The following is a 1,112-nucleotide window of genomic DNA, read 5'->3' on the forward strand; positions in this document are numbered from 1 at the left end:
TGTTGCGGGTCATGACGTTGGTGACGCGGGCGAGGGCCTGAGACGAGGGACGGGTCTTTCGGCGGCAGGATGAGAAGTGCGACCAACTCGTCCCGCCGAACAGAAAGACCCGTCCGTGCACCACCGTAATGCCCCGCTGTCGCTCGAGGGCCGCCGCCGGCTCGTCGCGCGTTGCCAGACCCGTCCGATCGCCCACGTCGCCGCTGAGATGGGCATCTCCCGCCAATGCGCCTCCAAGTGGGTCAACCGCTGGCGCCGCCACGGCGAGACCAGCCTGCTCGACCATCCCAGCGTCCCGCACCACCAGCCCACCGCCACCTCAGCCGACGTGGTGGTCCGGATCGAGCAGCTACGCCGGCAACGCAAGTACTCCGCCCGCCGCATCGCCACCGAATTGGCCGCCGAGGGCATCACCCTCTCCGTGCGCACCGTCGGCCGCCACCTGCTGCACCTCGGGCTCAACCGGCGCCGCTTCATCGACCCCTCCGGCGCCACCAACCGGGAACCACGCAAGATCATCGCCCGCTGGCCCGGGCACATGGTCCACCTCGACGTGAAGAAGACCGGCCAGATCCCCGACGGCGGCGGCTGGCGCATCCACGGCAAAGACAGCGAGCACGCACGACACGTCGCCCGCGGCAAAACCCGAGGCCAGCGAGCCCGCTACACCTACCTGCACTCCGCCGTCGACGGCTACTCCCGTCTGGCCTACACCGAAGCGCTGCCCGATGAGAAAGCCCGGACCGCGATCGGGTTCGTCCACCGCGCCCGCGCGTTCTTCGCCGCCCACGGCATCACCCACATCCACCGCCTGGTCACCGACAACGGCTCCTGCTACCGCGCGAACGACTTCGCCACCGTCCTCCGCGGCGCCCGCCACCAGCGGATCACGCCCTACACCCCACGCCACAACGGCAAAGTCGAGCGCTACAACCGGATCCTCGCCGAAGAGTTCCTCTACGCCCACGTCTGGCTCAGCGAAGAACACCGCACCGCAGCCTTGGCCGTCTGGAACATCCACTACAACTACCATCGACCACACACTGCCGCCGGAAACCGGCCACCGGTCACCCGGCTCCACGCTGGTGTCACCAACGTCATGGCCTCATACA

1 protein-coding gene is annotated in these 1,112 nt (G+C 68.5%); it reads left to right on the forward strand.

Features of this window, described 5'->3' with window-relative positions:
* Positions 1–115: 115 nt before the first annotated feature.
* On the forward strand, positions 116–1,112 hold a 997-nt coding region (locus ACWEN0_RS50005), incomplete at its 3' end, for an IS481 family transposase (protein WP_451988809.1).

The sequence above is a fragment of the Amycolatopsis sp. NPDC004378 genome (assembly GCF_053602455.1).